Here is a 14,673-nt window from a genome sequence, read left to right as displayed (position 1 = left end):
TTTCTTAGAAATAAGCGATGACAAATCCTGCCATGAGGACAGAAGCGATGGTCACAGTGACAATTCCTGCCACCAACATTTTCGGCAAGAGATAGCACTCGATGGCTTGGCGCTCAACGTCCGTTTGACCGATAGACATCGCCATTTCTTTAGGCATGAGCATGGTCGTTGGAAAACCAAAAGTACAGCTGATCCCAAGGGCAATGGCCATGTAAGGACTAGTTTTAAAGAGTTTACTGGCTACGAGGCCCATGAGGACAACTCCGACGACACCAAGCCCCATAATAGCAATAAGGGGAACGATAATCGAGACAACCATCTCAGGTGTAGTAGACGAGAGATTTGAAAAAATCAAGACGGTTACAAGGAACATGATGAGACCATCTGACTCTGTCTTGGCTAAGATGCCTTGCTCAAGAAACCCTAGGGCAAAAGCAAGCATTCCTAAAAGCAAACACATGACAAAGAAGTGGATTTTTCCACCAGTAAAGCCAGATAGGTAAAAGCTTAAGCAGGTTACCAATGCTAATTTAGTCAAGTATGTCGATGGTTTCTGTAGTTTAGCAGGGATTTCAAGGAACTTACGTTTGTTACCCTCAGTATCAGGGGCAACACTGGTTTCAGCTTGGCCGCTTCTAAAGCAGTTTAAGTAGTTTTTAGCTTCTTGCCGTAAACAATAAGAAGCGATTGGAATCCCGACAAATTTTTGAAGGATAAGCAGACCAATACAAAAAGTTACAACTGTTTCAAGTCCCTTACCTTCAAGAGCACTAGTGATAACGAGTGTAGCAGCATTTCCACCAGCAAAAATTGGAAGTCCTGCTAAAGCAAAGTCTTGCAGTCCAAGAAGTTTCCCACCTAAGAAAATGAGAAGTGAAGACCCGAAAAGTCCCATAAGAGCAATAGCAACTACCTTGCCCTGACGTTTCATTTCAGGAATATCGAGAGTCGTTCCTAAGGAGGTGATGAGCAGGCCAGCCATTAAGTTTCCAAAGACCTTGATGCCAGTATCGTCAAAACTAGCAACTGGAATGAGACCAGTCCAAAAACCAATCAACATGAGAAAAGCAAGTGCAAGGACAGAGGAAATCATGGCTCTGGTTTTGAGCGCAATCAGTTCACTAATGGCAAAAAGAACAAGTAAAATAGTAAGGCTTGTAATAGCAGGCATAAGAAAACTCCTAAGATGATTAAGGTCTTTCATAAGAAAGAAAGTGAAAAGTATCTAGGAGCTTTTTTCTATGAAAAAAGGGCTACATCAAAGTGCAGCCCATCCGATTATTGAGAGCTTCACATAGATACTTTTTGAAACAACCAAAAAATTGTATCTATGCAATTTCACATACATACATACAACTTATCTATGCCAGCTTTGCCATGAAAATACTGCTGATACGTGCATGTGAGTCTCCTTCGAAATGTTTTTTTCTATCATAACACATTTTTAAAAGAACGCAAGCGTTTTTTTAAAAACTTGTACCGAATGTTCGGAAATAATGCGTCATACCAGTCCTTCACGATTTATGGTATAATAAGTCTAACTTGATAGAACGAGGAAATGGTATGCGTTTAAGCCTTCATGAGATTGCACAAGTCGTCTCAGCCAAAAATGATTACAGTCAGTATCCAGACCACGCGGTCTCTGGTCTTGAATTTGACAGCCGTAAAATCACGTCAGGAGATATCTTTCTCCCCCTGAAAGGGGCGCGTGATGGCCATGCGTTTATCCCAGTAGCTTTTGAAAATGGTGCCCAGGCAACCTTGTCAGAAGTGGTGGTAGAAGGCCCTCATCTTTTAGTGGAAGACTGCCTCACAGCCTTTCAACAACTAGCCAGCTACTATATCCAAAAAACAGGTGTCGATGTTATTGCCGTGACGGGTTCCAATGGGAAGACAACCACCAAGGACATGATCCATGATATCCTAGCGACAACTTTTAAAACCTATAAGACCCAGGGCAACTACAATAATGAAATTGGTCTGCCCTACACGGTGCTTCACATGCCAGAGGACACGGAGAAGTTAGTCCTTGAAATGGGGCAGGACCATCTTGGGGACATCAACCTGCTATCTGAGCTTGCCCGTCCACAAATCAGTGTGGTGACCTTGGTTGGGGAAGCCCATTTGGAATTCTTCGGCAAACGCGAAAAAATTGCTGAAGGTAAACTCCAAATCGCAGATGGCATGCCAAAGGGAGGTCTTTTGCTGGTTCCTAACGATCCGATCCTTAAGCCATACTTGCCTGAGAATCAGGAGGTGATCTTCTTCGGAGAAGGCGCTGCGCTTGATGTCACAGATTTGGTTGAAGAAAAAAATCGCTTGACCTTTCAAGTGCCCTTTATGGAAGGTGAGATTACCCTCCCTGTGCCAGGACGGTACAATGCCACCAATGCCATGCTCGCAGCCTATGTGGCCAAAGCTTGTGGGGTGACAGACGAAAACATCAAAGCAGCCCTTGCCACCCTAAATTTGACCCGCAATCGCACGGAGTGGAAGGTTGCTCATAATGGCGCCGAAATCTTATCGGATGTCTACAATGCCAACCCAACAGCCATGCGCTTGATTTTGGAGACCTTTGCAGCCATTGCTAAAAATCCTGGTGGTCGCAAGCTAGTGGTCCTGGCAGATATGAAAGAGTTGGGGGAAGAATCGGCCAGCCTTCATGCAGGCATAAGAGAAAGTATCAGTGATAAGATTGACCAAGTCTATCTCTATGGTCCGGAGATGAAGCCACTGGCTGAAGCGATGGCTCAGGATGAGCGGGTGCTCTATTATCCGGATTATCCAGACTTTGAACGCCTTAAGGCAGATCTTAAGGCAGATCTGCAACCGGCGGATCAAATCCTCCTAAAAGGATCTAATTCCATGCGATTGGGACAGGTGGTGGATCTCTTAGTCGGAGAATAGTTCAAACAGTTACCAGAGCAAAGGAGAAAAGAATGGCAGAAGCACTTGAATTAGTTGCAATCAGTGATAAGGATATCGATGCGATTGCAGATTGTTTCACGCAAGACTTATTGCAAGCCGTGAATGGACAACTCGTTTTTGACAAACGACGTCATATTGGAGATGTCAAACAAATCTTGCTGGTCTTTGAAGCTTTCTATATCCGTACGGGTTCGTATGGTAGTCTGACGGTAAACGTTATTACCTCAAATGACTATCACAGTGTTGACCTTATTCCGTCAGGAGGTGGGGATGGTCTCTTAAATATTAGCTGGGGAGCCAATGCCAATTTTGCTCAAAAAGCAAAAGAGATTCTAGAAAGCTATGGCTTTAAACACATAAATGGAGACCATTAAGGAAGTAAATTTCAGAACAAGACTTTAGCTTGGGCTTCTAACTAGGTTGGATACACTATCTAGTTGCTTCTAGATTTCTTAAGTTATTGCAACTTAAAGACACAAAAAAATCGATGTGAATCGATTTTTTTTGTTATGAGCGTCCCAATACTTTTTTGATAAGGGTAATACCCTTGTGTTTGAGTGGTGATGGGTAATAGCGAAAGGTCCCCATTTTACGGGTGATGTAGCCGTTGAAGTTCTGTTTGAACCGTAACACACTATCAGACCCATCAAATAGACCAGTAATGCCAAGAAAATTATAAGTCGGAATACCTCTTTTAATGCTTTCGTTCATCGCTTCTAGTTGAAGAATAGCTGGTGCGTAGAAGCGATTGAACTCAGGATAGGAACCTGAAAAAAGATAGGCTGTTTCATGAGTGTCATAGATAAACAAAGCACCTGCTAAAATAACTTCCTCATTTCCAAAACGATCGATGTATTCAGAAGCCTCATTGATCCGTGTATCAAACGTCGAAATCTGGCTGGATAATTCCTTGGCCAATTTTTTTTGTTTGGCAGAGTCCGTTTGGAGAATCGCTTTTTCAGCGTTTTTTAGTTTAGAGACGATTTCATTTTTATTCGTTTCGAGATTTGCTTTATAGTCCGTAAAATTTAGGACTGCGACCAAAAATTGTGCCTTATCCCCAAAACTATCATAGAAATCCTGATAATAATCAAGCGATTTATCTTCATAGTCACGACGCTCAGAAGTTGCAGCAGTAATCTCTTTGAAAGCATGAAGCTCTTCTCGGTTCAACTCTCGCGTCTTAATCCCAAAACTGAGGGCTTTTTTCACTAAGGGACGGCCTTTTTTACTAAAGGAAGCCAGCAGCTTTTCTTCAGAGATATCAGTTAAGTCTTTCACATAGTGCCAGTCTGGTTCCCCACCTGGATAACCTGTGGTTAAGCCATCGTGGCTGTAGCCTGATAAAGTTAAATCCTTAATGAGTTGGTTTTGTTCAGGTCCTGCGGGCTCTCCGTCACTGTCAAATCGTTGATAGGTATCATAGGGTTTAACCAGTAACTGCAAAGCCCCTTCTTTTTTAGCATAGTCAGTTAATCCCTGATAGAATTCGCTAAGATAGTCTTGATTAATACTTATAGGTCCAGAATTAATCTCCATATGGAGCCCTCCAGTCATAGGCATGGCATACACTAGACCTGCAACCTGAAGGTTGCCGTCTTTTTCAAGACCGAGGAATGCGGTTTTAAACCCACGTTTTGTTAGCAATTGTGCCATTTGAGGACTCTGCATAAAAGAAGCATTCGGACAATGTTTGGCAAAAGACTCGAAGGTTTTTGCATCTAGTTCTTTTAAAGACATTAGTGTTTATTCCTTAATTTCTTTCGGGTTTCATAAGCAAATTGAGATAATCGATAGAGAAGGCCATTGACAGGAAGGTCGAATTCTCCGATATATTCCTCAAAGGTTGGCGCAAAATTAGCTTTGAACTTGGTCAAGCCGTCATCCAAACTCCCTTCAACCCCCCCCATATTCGCCCAGATAATACCATCTTGATAGGCATCATCAAAGACTTTAGGATATAGAGAATATTGGGGATAGAATTTCTTGAAATCATCGTTCATGCCAGCGTACAGCATTTCCATGACATTGCCAAACCGGACAGATAAAATACCAGCGATTACCAACTCGTCATCATACCGATGCACAAATTCCGAAAACTCAGCGATGTATTTCTCTACTGAAGCTTTTTGTTGATTGAGTTTGGTCAAGCGTTTCTTTTGATGCTCCGCAGTCTCAGCTAAATCTTTGTTAATTTGTGCTAATTGCTCCTGATACTCCGCTAAGCGGTTCGGCAGATTAACTGTTGCAAGATGGAGGTAGGCGTCTTCACCATAAATGGTCATCATCTTTTTGAAGTAGTCTTGGTTGCGAAGAGCGACGCCTTTACGGCCTTCTGTTAACGCGACCACATTGGCAAATTCTGCGACATCAGAAATGTCTCCACGACTTGTGACAACACCACGATTAATAGCGTCTTTCATTAATCGTTTTGTGTGTTTTGGAAAAGTCTCAGCAAGATTTGCTGCAGTATAAACATTTGCTTGAAAGCGCGGTTGAATGGTTTCAGCGATATCTGAAGTTCTTCCAGCCCAGTTAGCACCGGCTTGTTCTAAGTTCTTGACATAGGACAGAACTTGGTCATTTTCTGGAGCTGTTTCAGCATCCGCTAAGGCGTATTGACGAAGAAGCAGTGCAGGATCAAACTTGATAAACAAGGTCCGTTTGGATTTACCAAAAGCCTTGAGGGAGGTCATGACAAAGGTAACAAGTTCTTGATTACCATAGTCCATAATTGGCCCTCTTGGGATATAGAGCATGGTCAGGCCAAAGGGAAGAGGTTTAATGAGAACACTGGCAACAGCAATGAGTTCCTCATTATGATAGAATCCTAAACGCTCGTTTCCCCAGTTATCTTTTATCTTCGCCCAGTTTGATGACTGCAAAAGATTCGCTTGTTCAGATGCTTTTGCGAAAGCATCATGTTCCTCGGGGGATAGTCCAACTTTATAGGTATACATTAGTCGAGCACCCACTCTCTAAGGGCGTGGGCAACGCCACTGTCATTGTTTGATTTGGTGATGTATTTAGCAATTTCCTTCAGTTTAGGATTTCCATTTTCCATCACTACAGGTGTTCCAACAATTTCAAGCATAGCACGATCGTTTTCTTCATCGCCAATAGCCATGGTTTGATCTAAGGTTAAGTCTAGTTTTTCAGCTAGGTGCTTGATGGCTTCTCCTTTGCTGACGGTTTTGTTGAGAATTTCTAAATAAAACGGAGCTGATTTGACAACATTATATTTTTCATAGAAAGCTTCCGGTAATTTTTTGATAGCCGCGTCTAGAATTTCAGGCTCATCAATAAACATGATTTTAACGATAGCCTTATCAGCCATTTCTTCAGCAGTACGGTAAAATATGGGCATATTAACCAAATTGGATTCATGGACAGTGTATTTACCGATGTTGCGGTTGGCTGTGTAGATACCGTCCTTCGTGATGGCATGCATGTGCACACCCAGTTTACGGCCCAAAAGTTCAATATCCATATAATCGTCGTATGACATGGTTTCTGAAATGATATCTTTGCCACTAGAGGTCTCTTGAACAAGCCCCCCGTTAAAAGTAATCACATAATTTTCAGGGTCATCTAGCTTTAGATCGTTTAGGAGTTGCTTAACCCCAGCAATTGGGCGACCTGTTGCAATAACGATTTTAACCCCTTGATTTTTGGCGTCTTGCACAGCTTCAAAAACTTCAGGTGTGATCTGACGTTGATCTGTAATAAGAGTGCCATCGATATCGACAGCTACAAGTTTAATTGACATAGTTTTTCCTTCTATAAAATACATTAGGAAGTCGAAAAGAACGTGTTTGAAAAGGTCTTTTCTCCTTCCTTAGTCTTTTTTAAAGCATAGTCTAAGCAGTGACAGGTGTTTTTGCTATCTTAATGTTCCATCGCCTTAATAATAGACATAAAACTTTCATAATCATCAGCAAAAATAGAATCCTGAATCATCTCTTTAGGGAAATAAAAACGTTGATCCCCATGAATGGTTCCTGATAAGGTGCTGACTAAAGGTGACCGTTGAGACAGTTCAACCATAAGTCCGTCCTTTTGGTAAAGTTCAATCTGTGTTCGAGGTTGCTCTGCTTCGGGATGGTAAATATCATAGGGCAAATCAAAATTCCGATGAACTGCCGTATAATACTCAGGGTCAAATCCAATTTGCGCAACCAAGCGCCTCAAATTATCGAGATTCTCTTCATCTACTTCATCAAAGGTTACCGACTTAAAGACCTTGCGATTAACGAAACGACTAGCAAGGTCTGCTAAGATTTCGTCAGAAGACTGCATCCAAGCTTGAAAATAGGTATTCATCACCCCATCATCGATGGCCAGGTAATCAAAGAGATCGAAGTTCTGCCTAAAGAACGGGATGAGGAGAGGCGATGTCTGCTGGAAAAAATCTGGCTCCACTGGAAAGAGAACTCGTGCTCGCTTAAGTAAGTTTTGCAAGAGCACTTCCATGGCACGAGTAGCAGGGTGGAAATAGACCTGCATATACATTTGGTAACGACTGACGATGTAGTCTTCCACAGCATGCATACCTTGAACTTCAAATGCGATGCCTTCCTCAGTCGGACGAATAACTCGTAAAATCCGTGTTAAGTCAAATTCACCGTAGCTGACTCCTGAGAAATAGGAGTCACGTAACAGATAATCCATACGGTCCACATCGATCTGACTGGAAATTAATTGCTCAATCTTTTTATTAGGGTGATTGTGACTAATAATAGAGGCAATTTGATAAGGAAAATCTGGAGCGACAGTCTGCAAAATTTGACATATTTCAGTCTCTGGATCAGTGATAACCAATTGAGACATCAGTTCATGATCCGTGTCAAAAAGGCGCTCGAAGCTATGAGAATAGGCTCCGTGTCCGATGTCATGCAAAAGAGCCGCTACCTTGGTCAGCAGGCTTTCTTCTTTGGACCAAAGCTCGGGGTATTTTTTTTCAAATTTTGCCGTAACTTGACGAGCAATTTCATAGGCACCGAGGCTATGGGAAAAGCGGCTATGTTCTCCTCCATGGAAAGTAAAGCCAGATGTTCCGAGCTGTTTAATGCGGCGCAGCCGCTGAAATTCCTTGCTATTTATTAAGGCGTAGATGACTGGATGATCCACATTGACATAATTGTGCACTGGATCTCGAAAGACTTTTTCATTCATGTCCTCATTATAGCAAAATAGGCTCTTTTTCGCCATTAAAAGATAAAGCCTTCTGACTGAATAACCTTTGTCATTTTTTTGGAGGACATCGGTGAAAAAGTTTGCTATAATACCAGTATGAAAATCTATTTGCCTATGTATCAATTCATTCTTCTAGCCTTATCAACTGCTTTTGCGACCTATTTTTTCAATAGGTCAATGATGACCGGCCAGTACCTCTTTGTTATGATTTGGGGGAGTATTTTGTTGCGGAATTTGCATAGCAGTTATCAGCTTAGTAAGTTTATTAGAGCAATTGAGGCTAGGATTGATAAAATGACCAAGAAAAAAGACTGAGATGGGAAGAATGTTTAGTACCCAACTTAGTCTTTTTATCTGTTTTTAAGAATTGTTAATCGTTTGTCCAGCTGCTTAGACTGATTTCGCCACTGTTGAGCCAGATATCAGGTCCATCAGAAAGTTCAACCAGCAACCGTCCCTCATCGTCTATTTCTTTAGCAAGACCTGAGTAATCTTGATGATTTTGCTTGAAGGTGACGGTTTGACCAAGAACCAAGGAACGGGATTTATAGAGGGCAATAAGGTCCTCTTCAGAAGTGTTTAGGTAGACCTGCCAGATTTCAGCGATGAGCTCGTTGCGGGTTATAGCAGGCTGCCGATCAAAGAGACTGCCAGCCTTATTGGCTATCTCTTGAGGGAAGTCCTCAATGTGAAAATTCAGTCCAAGGCCAACAATGACGTCGGTGATGAGGCCGCTTTCGATAGAAGAGACTGCTTCAGTCAGAATGCCTGCAATTTTTTTCTGACCAAGGTAGATATCGTTGACCCATTTGATTTGTGGCTTCTTGTCAGTCAGATTATCAATAGCTTGAACGACAGCAGCCGCGACTAAGACGGTATAAGGGGGTATTTGGTTGAAAGGAACCATGGGTTTGAGGTGAAGGGACATGTAAATCCCACCTTGCTTAGGAGCAAAAAAACTGCGCCCAAAACGACCTTTAGCGCCTGCTTGATGCGGAGCCAAATAGAGGCAGTTGCCCTGATGACCAGCCTCTATTCCTTTCCTAGCATCCTGTTGGGTCGACTGACTATCTGTTTGGTAATGAATGTCAAATGGCAGGTGATTTGATAACCAAGATGGCTCCAATAGATCGCCTTTAAGGAGTCGATAACCGCGATTGGGAATAGAATCAATCACAAGGCCTTGTTTTTCAAGTTGTTGCGTAGCTTTCCAAATACTGGTCCGTGAAAGATTTAATTGCTCCGCTAACTGTTCGCCACTTATGTAATCTGAAGCCTTTGCTAAGATTTGATACACTTTTTGGTAGGTTTTCATAAGATTATTTTATCAAAAATAAGCCGATTACTCAAAAACAACTTGAAGAAACTTATGAAAAATGATAGTATAAAGTATGTATTAAAACACTAGGACAACAGTATGATAGGAAATGGCAGAGAGGAGTAAAAGGAGCAATGCTACAATTACAAGCTGTTAAGAAAAGCTATGGTAGTAAACAAGTGCTACATGGTATTGATATGCAAGTCAAACCAGGTCATATCGTAGGACTGGTCGGGAAAAATGGTTCTGGTAAAACCACTATTTTCCATTCTATTTTGAAATTCGTAACCTTTGAAGGAGAGATTACCTTTGATGGTCAGCCAATCCAGTTGGAGACTTATGAGCGCGTGGGCTATTTGCCTGAGGAGCGAAGCCTTATGCCCAAGTTGACCATTAAGGACCAGGTCAGCTATCTGGCCAGTCTAAAGGGACTCAGCAAGGCCCAGATTGCTGAGCGACTTCCGCGGTGGATGGAACGCTTAGAGGTCAAGGGTAAGTTAACGGATAAGATTAAAAGCCTCTCTAAAGGAAACCAGCAAAAGGTCCAATTGATCGCGACCTTGATTCATGAGCCAGATCTCATCATTTTAGATGAACCTTTCAGCGGGCTGGATCCGGTCAATACGGCGCTACTCAAAAAGGTTATTTTATCAGAAAAAGAGCGTGGGGCAGCTATAATCTTTTCTGACCATGTCATGACCAACGTTGAAGAACTCTGTGATGAATTGGTTATGATTAAGGACGGCAATGTTGCCCTAAATGGTAGTGTTCAAGAGGTTAGAAATAGTTATGGTAAGACTCGAATTTTTGTCTCTAGTGACTGGAGTAAAGAAGCCTTAGAAGAACTGCCTCAAGTTACTGAGGTTTCAAGGACTAATCAAGGAACCTGGCGTTTAGTTTTAACAGATGAAGCGGCTGGTCCTGAGATTTTTACTCGCCTAACAGCTGGTCAGTATATCCAAACCTTTGACCAGCAAGCCCCAACCATTGATGAAATCTTTAAAATCGTGTCAGGAGTCAGTGTATGAACAAAGTGTTAATTGTTATAAAGGAGACCTATCTGAGACAGGTCAAATCACTAGCCTTTCTCTTTATGGTCTTATCACCCTTCTTGTTTATAGGACTTACTGCTATTAGTGGATTAGCAGGCGCAAGCATCGGTGGCAATTTGTCGAATCAAACAGCACTTATCAGTCAGGACAAGGCCTTAATTGATGAACTTAATCAATTCGGTGACTATACAACAGATTTTGCTGATCTTGAAGCAGCCGAAAAAGCCTTAAAGGACGAAAAAATTTCTGCTTATCTTGATATTAAGGTAGAAGATGGTCAGACGAAAGCCAGTTATATTGGCACAGAACCAATGGGTGAGAGGGATAAAGTCTTGCTCAGTCAAGCTTTAAGTAACTACCAGATGAAACTTAATCAAGAGGAAGCGGATCTCAGTCCTGAACAAGGCCATATTTTAGCCCGTCAGTTCCAGTTGGACGAACATATAGCAGAAGACAAGTCCTTTGAAAAAATAGCCCAGACCATTGCCTTCTTTGCCTTAGTCATGTTCATGTATATGATTTTGATTACCTATTCCAGCATGACCGCTCAGGAAATCGCCAATGAGAAAGGGACCAAAATCATGGAAGTTATTTTCTCAAGCGTTCCAGCTCATCTTTATTTCTATGGACGCATTTTGGGGATCTTAGCTGTAGTAGCGACCCATGTTGGCATATACGCCCTTGGTGGTTACTTAGCCTATCAGTTTGGTCAACCCTACTTGAAAGCTCTGGGAGTTGCTCCAATTGTCAATAGCGTACTAGGCAGTCTTTCCATTAATACCCTCTTCTTTGTTATTTTTGGAATCTTAATTTATGTTATCTTTGCAGCCCTATGCGGTTCTCTGGTGACCCGTATGGAGGATGTTAACAAGGCTATTTCACCTGTCATGATGATGATTATGGTAGCTTTCTTTACAGTCTTTAGTCTAGGACAATCTGGAACAGACCATATCATTATGAAAATAGGTTCTTTCATTCCTTTCTTTTCAACTTTCTTTATGCCAATTCGTGCGATTAACGGTTATGCTTCTGGAGCCGAAACCTGGCTGTCCCTGAGCATTTTAGTGCTCACAACGGCAGGCTTAGTTTTTTACATCGGAAAATCCTATGCAGGTTTGATTTTGCAGACGGATGATTTAGGAGTTTGGAAAAGTTTCCAAAAGGGAATGGCCAGCAAATAAACAGTGAAAGGGGTTTGCAGTGTTTGTAAATCTCTTTCTTTTTGGATGAAATTGTGATAGAATAAACAGGTAAATTAAAAAAAGAAGAGGTAAGTGAAATGTCACGTAAACCGATTATTGCTGGTAACTGGAAGATGAACAAAACGCACAAAGAAGCTCGCGATTTTGTCAGTGCTGTTGTTAATGCTATCCCATCCAACGAATTGGTAGATACTGTTATTGGTGCTCCTGCAATCTTCCTTGAAGGAATGAAAAAAGGTGTTAAAAAAGCTGATTCCGAACTTCAAGTAGCTGCGCAAAACTGTTACTTTGAAGACTTTGGTGCTTACACAGGCGAAAACAGCCCTGCAACCATTGCAGCTCTCGGTGTAGAGTATGTTATTATTGGTCACTCTGAGCGTCGTGACTACTTCCATGAAACAGATGAAGATATCAACAAAAAAGCCCATGCCATTTTCAAAAATGGCATGACGCCAATCATCTGCTGTGGGGAGTCTCTTGAAACTTACGAAGCTGGTAAAGCTGAAGAATTTGTTGGTGCGCAAGTCTCTGCTGCGCTTAAAGGCTTGACTGCTGAACAAGTAGCCTCTTCAGTCCTTGCTTACGAGCCAATCTGGGCCATCGGTACTGGTAAGTCTGCTACTCAAGACGATGCTCAAAAAATGTGTAAAGCTTGTCGTGACGTTGTAGCTGCTGACTTTGGTCAAGATGTGGCTGACAAGGTGCGTGTGCAATACGGTGGCTCTGTTAAACCAGAGAACATTGCAGACTATATGGCTTGTCCAGACGTTGACGGTGCTCTTGTTGGTGGTGCTTCCCTTGAAGTAGATAGTTTCTTAGCACTCCTTGACTTCGTTAAATAATCTCATTAGGTTAAAGGTCTCCTTGTTTATGACAGGGAGGCCTTTTAATATCGAAAAATACCTCAAGGAGACCATTACATTATAAAAAGAGTAAAAACTAAATAAAGGATATGGATGTCTACTCTATATAGTTGAATGCTTTAAGAAAATTCTGATGAGTTTTAGGGGTGCTCAAAATAATAGAAACGGCTAGTGCAGTCTATTTATTATTTAGTTTTTTAAAAAGATGATATAATCTCATTAAAAGATTGGGGGAATTAAAAAATGATGAACGACAATCATTTGCATGAAATTCGTGTATTTGAGAATTTTGAAATGGTGTCCTATGATCGTGGACATGTCGTTGTAGCGACTGAGGTGGTAGATAAGTCTCTTAACTATTACGGCTTTGCCCATGGTGGATATATCTTTACACTGTGTGATCAGATTAGTGGCTTGGTTTCTATGTCGATGGGAGCTGAGAGTGTGACCCTGCAATCCAATATTAATTATCTTAAATCCGGAAAATTAGGAGATAGCCTCGTCATTGATGGTCTTTGCGTCCATGATGGGAAAAAGACTAAAGTAATTGATGTCACAGTCATTAACCAAAACAAGGAAGATGTAGCTAAGGCAACTTTCACCATGTTTGTGACAAGTAAATAGAATCTTAGATAATTTTTTTTATAGTTGATTAATTATGATAAGAGTGAGTGAGATGGCAAAAATAAAGTATAGGCCCCTTAGCTTGATAGTACTGATGGTTTTAGGGTTTAGCCTCTGGAACCCATTAAATTTGGAAGTAAAACAAGTTTTTCTTTTTGCAAGTCTATTGGTAACCTTTGCTGTATGGGCAACAGAAGCTGTTCATAAGCCAGTTGCCTGTCTTTTTTTGCTAGGGAGTTTTTTGGTTTTTGGTGAAACGCCTGCTAGCAATATTTTTGAATTCGCCTGGTCAGACACCAATCTTCTCATTATCACCACGACTTTACTAAGTGTAGGGTTAATGCATTCCAATGTCATTCATCTTTTGATTGAAAAAATTATTTCTCCCTTTACTAACAGTCTTTTTCTCTTTCTTTTATTTCCTTATCTCTTAGGGATAGTGCTCGTGTTCTTAATTCCTCAGGGGTTTGCCCGAGTCATCATTGTTGGAACGCTTTTTCAAGCCATGTTACCTTCTGATTCAGTAGAGCAGTTAGAAAGTAAACCAATTTATCTATTTAATGCCTTTATAGGTGTTATTATGGGCTACATGTTTTTTCCAAATGGCGAAATTCTACTCAATGGCTCTGCACTCGCATTTGCCGGTCAAGAGATAAGCAGTCAGTTAGGATTTACTCAGTGGTTCACTTTAATGGCAGTACCTACCATCTTCTTTATTCTTCTATCTATTGCCTCTATCTACATTCTTTTTAAAAAGCAATTGGGATCATTTCATAAAAACCAACTATCATTAACTAAAACAAAGCCAGAAAATTCGGAAAATCCTTATGCAACATGGATTGCCATCGTTTCCATGGTCTGTCTGCTCATTGTCTGGCAGACAGAGAGCTATCACGGAATCCCAGCCTGGGTTGGAACGGCGATAGTGGTCCTGGTTTTTTTTGCAACAGGCATCTTGAAAAAGTCAGACTGGGGTCAATTAAATCCACATTTCTTATTATTTTTAGTGACGATATTTAGCATTGGAAAAGTACTCGGCCAAAGTGGCATCACTGGAATTGTTTTCGAACACTTACAAAGAATGTTGCCTAATGCTCAAACACCAATGTATTTGGCTATCGTTATGGGGATTGTCATGTTGATGCACATGGCTATAGGATCAGCCGTAGCAACTATGTCGGTCGTTTTGCCCTTGCTTTTTCCTATGATGGAAAGTGGTGGATACTCTGGTGTAGTCATTCTATTAATGGTTTACATTCTGGTCAATACCCACTATCTCCTGCCCTTTCATCATGCCACCCTTATGATTGGGACGGGACGTCAGTATTACTCTGAAAAAGTGATGCTTCGGTATGGATTGGCCATGTCACTTGTGGCTCCTCTTATGGTTGGATGTGTTTATTTTCCTTGGTGGCGATTCCTTGGTTGGCTTAACTAGACTTATTCAAAAGCACAGTTTTTTACTGTGTTTTTTTTGTGCAGTTTTATAG

At 41.4% G+C, this 14,673-nt stretch carries 14 protein-coding genes; 8 read left to right on the top strand and 6 right to left on the bottom strand.

Annotated elements, in window-relative coordinates; translation table 11 throughout:
• Positions 1-4: 4 nt before the first annotated feature.
• Entirely contained in the window at positions 5-1,171 is a 1,167-nt protein-coding gene (locus tag ACVRYP_RS02820; RefSeq protein ID WP_447467259.1) for a hypothetical protein, read from the bottom strand.
• A 392-nt stretch (positions 1,172-1,563) separates the two neighbouring features.
• Between ACVRYP_RS02820 and ACVRYP_RS02815 the strand changes: the two genes are divergently transcribed.
• Positions 1,564-2,907, top strand: coding sequence for a UDP-N-acetylmuramoyl-tripeptide--D-alanyl-D-alanine ligase (locus ACVRYP_RS02815; RefSeq protein ID WP_447467258.1), 1,344 nt, complete (start codon positions 1,564-1,566; stop codon positions 2,905-2,907).
• A 32-nt stretch (positions 2,908-2,939) separates the two neighbouring features.
• Positions 2,940-3,302, top strand: coding sequence for a DUF6054 family protein (locus ACVRYP_RS02810; protein ID WP_447467257.1), 363 nt, complete (start codon positions 2,940-2,942; stop codon positions 3,300-3,302).
• A gap of 133 nt (positions 3,303-3,435) precedes the next feature.
• On the opposite strand, the gene ACVRYP_RS02805 is transcribed toward ACVRYP_RS02810, so the two are convergent.
• The 4 genes from ACVRYP_RS02805 to ACVRYP_RS02790 form a co-directional block, all read right to left on the bottom strand.
• A complete protein-coding gene (locus tag ACVRYP_RS02805) occupies positions 3,436-4,668 on the bottom strand; it encodes an aminoacyltransferase (RefSeq protein ID WP_447467256.1) in 1,233 nt (410 codons plus the stop codon).
• Entirely contained in the window at positions 4,668-5,888 is a 1,221-nt protein-coding gene (locus ACVRYP_RS02800) for an aminoacyltransferase (RefSeq protein ID WP_447467255.1), read from the bottom strand. The genes ACVRYP_RS02805 and ACVRYP_RS02800 overlap by 1 nt, the downstream gene beginning before the upstream one ends.
• Positions 5,888-6,697 carry a sugar-phosphatase gene (yidA, locus tag ACVRYP_RS02795; protein ID WP_447467254.1) on the bottom strand — a complete coding sequence of 270 codons (810 nt, stop codon included), beginning with the start codon at positions 6,695-6,697 and terminating at the stop codon, positions 5,888-5,890. The genes ACVRYP_RS02800 and yidA overlap by 1 nt, the downstream gene beginning before the upstream one ends.
• Positions 6,698-6,816: 119 nt before the next feature.
• Positions 6,817-8,103, bottom strand: a complete 1,287-nt coding sequence (locus ACVRYP_RS02790; RefSeq protein WP_447467253.1) for an HD domain-containing protein — start codon at positions 8,101-8,103, stop codon at positions 6,817-6,819.
• Positions 8,104-8,220: 117 nt separating this feature from the next.
• Here ACVRYP_RS02790 and ACVRYP_RS02785 point away from each other — a divergent pair, with 117 nt between their 5' ends.
• Positions 8,221-8,439 (top strand): DUF3272 family protein, encoded by a 219-nt coding sequence (locus ACVRYP_RS02785; RefSeq protein ID WP_307122456.1) that lies wholly within the window; start codon positions 8,221-8,223, stop codon positions 8,437-8,439.
• Positions 8,440-8,494: 55 nt separating this feature from the next.
• Here the strand turns inward: ACVRYP_RS02785 and birA are convergent, their stop codons facing one another.
• A complete protein-coding gene (gene birA / locus ACVRYP_RS02780; protein ID WP_447467252.1) occupies positions 8,495-9,439 on the bottom strand; it encodes a bifunctional biotin--[acetyl-CoA-carboxylase] ligase/biotin operon repressor BirA in 945 nt (314 codons plus the stop codon).
• A gap of 137 nt (positions 9,440-9,576) precedes the next feature.
• On the opposite strand from birA, the gene ACVRYP_RS02775 reads away from it, so the two are divergent.
• From ACVRYP_RS02775 to ACVRYP_RS02755, 5 genes are all read left to right on the top strand, one after another.
• Complete coding sequence (locus ACVRYP_RS02775) at positions 9,577-10,470, top strand: ABC transporter ATP-binding protein (protein ID WP_447467251.1); 894 nt, start codon at positions 9,577-9,579, stop codon at positions 10,468-10,470.
• On the top strand, positions 10,467-11,675 hold the full coding sequence (locus ACVRYP_RS02770; RefSeq protein ID WP_447467250.1) for an ABC transporter permease: 1,209 nt from the start codon (positions 10,467-10,469) through the stop codon (positions 11,673-11,675). The genes ACVRYP_RS02775 and ACVRYP_RS02770 overlap by 4 nt, the downstream gene beginning before the upstream one ends.
• A gap of 98 nt (positions 11,676-11,773) precedes the next feature.
• Entirely contained in the window at positions 11,774-12,538 is a 765-nt protein-coding gene (gene tpiA, locus ACVRYP_RS02765; protein ID WP_447467249.1) for a triose-phosphate isomerase, read from the top strand.
• A 267-nt stretch (positions 12,539-12,805) separates the two neighbouring features.
• On the top strand, positions 12,806-13,183 hold the full coding sequence (locus ACVRYP_RS02760; RefSeq protein WP_447467326.1) for a PaaI family thioesterase: 378 nt from the start codon (positions 12,806-12,808) through the stop codon (positions 13,181-13,183).
• Positions 13,184-13,235: 52 nt separating this feature from the next.
• Positions 13,236-14,621, top strand: a complete 1,386-nt coding sequence (locus ACVRYP_RS02755; protein ID WP_447467248.1) for an SLC13 family permease — start codon at positions 13,236-13,238, stop codon at positions 14,619-14,621.
• The last annotated feature ends 52 nt before the right edge of the window (positions 14,622-14,673 follow it).

It is taken from the genome of Streptococcus rifensis (genome assembly GCF_053203525.1).
Note: the sequence above shows the minus strand (reverse complement) of the source record. Positions and strands in the feature narration are given on the sequence as shown.